The sequence below is a fragment of the Streptomyces sp. NRRL S-495 genome (assembly GCF_000966955.1).
Taxonomy (GTDB): Bacteria; Actinomycetota; Actinomycetes; order Streptomycetales; family Streptomycetaceae; genus Kitasatospora; species Kitasatospora purpeofusca.
In genome coordinates, this window is sequence record NZ_JZWY01001323.1 from 1 (window position 1) to 1,389 (window position 1,389).

General features: G+C 77.4%; 2 pseudogenes. Both read left to right on the forward strand.

Annotation, left to right across the window (positions count from 1 at the left end):
* Positions 1–583, forward strand: a pseudogene (locus VR45_RS47740) (hypothetical protein); the annotation flags it as partial.
* Positions 584–785: 202 nt separating this feature from the next.
* Positions 786–1,389, forward strand: a pseudogene (locus VR45_RS41475) (TerD family protein); the annotation flags it as partial.

A 1,389-nucleotide genomic window follows, 5' to 3' on the forward strand; every position in this document is an offset into this window, starting at 1 on the left:
CGAGAAGGGCGGCACCGGCGGCGCCAGTGGCCCCGGCGACAAGGGCGGGAAGGGCAGCACCGACAACGCCGACGACCTGGCGCTCGCCGGCGCGGCCCTGGTCCAGCCGCTCGGCCGCGACGGGACCCGTCACCTGCTCACGCTGACCGTCACCGAGCCGCTCACCGCGCTCCAGGCCGAGTTCCGGCTCGCCCCGGGCGCGTTGGCCCCCGGGTCCGGCACCGTCTGGACGGACCTGGCCGGCGCCGTGGTCACCACCCACCAGGAGCGCGGCGCGGCGGTCTACCGCTTCACCACCCCGCCCGGCACCGACGTCCGCCCCGGCCGGTACACCTTCGCCGTGCTCGGCATCCGCCCGCCCGCACCGCGCCGCGCCGCACCCCGGAGCAGCGAGTCCTGGAAGGCCAGCGCCTTCGGGATCGACCGGCCGCGCGCCGTCGCCGCCCTCGGCACCTTCGCGGCGCCGTCCGACACCGGCACCGGCACCGACGTCCGCCCCAGCCCCAGCCCCACGGCACCAGCACCGGCACCGGCACCGGCACCGGCATCCCCACCGGTACTGGCGCCCGCACCCGCCCGCTGACCGGCCACGGCACCACGGCACCACCGCACCACCGCCGTCCGGCCCGGTCCGCTCCGGTCGGACAACCCGACAGGTCAGCGGCCCGATCGGGCTCATCCGGCCGACCTCGTTCGTTACTGTGGTCGCCAGTCGGCACAGCCGCCCCACCGCCGGGGCCGGCCCCGCACCACGTCATTCCCAGGAGGAGTTCGTGTCCACGGTCCTGACCCAAGGCGGCAACGCCCCGTTGACCGCCGCGCGGGTGACCGTCGAGGTCACCGCACCCAAGGCGCTGGACGTCTCGGGCCTGCTGCTGACCGATGCCGGCAAGGTCCGTTCGGACGACGACTTCGTCTTCTACAACGCCCCCAACGGGCCCGGGGTGACCCACCGCCCGGCCGCCGCGGGCAGCCCGGACGCCATCATCGTCGACACCGCCGCCGTCCCGGCCGGGATCAGCAAGATCGTGGTGACCGCCAGCCCCGACGAGGCCGGCGCCACCTTCGCGGGCATCGAGCCGACCGCGACCGTCCGCGACGCCGCCACCGGCGAGGTACTGGTCACCTTCACCTCGCCGGCGCTCGGCCGGGAGACCGCGCTGATCGTGGTCGAGGTCTACCAGCGCAACGGCGCCTGGAAGGTCCGCGCGGTCGGCCAGGGGCCAGGGCTACGCGAACGGCCTGGCCGGCATCGCCACCGACTTCGGCGTCTCGGTCGACGACCAGCCGGCCCCGGCGCCCGCCGCCGCCGCGCCGGTCACCCCGGCCGCGCCGCCCGCACCCGCCCCGGCCCCCGCCGCGCCGACCCCGCCGCCGGCCGCCGGCCCG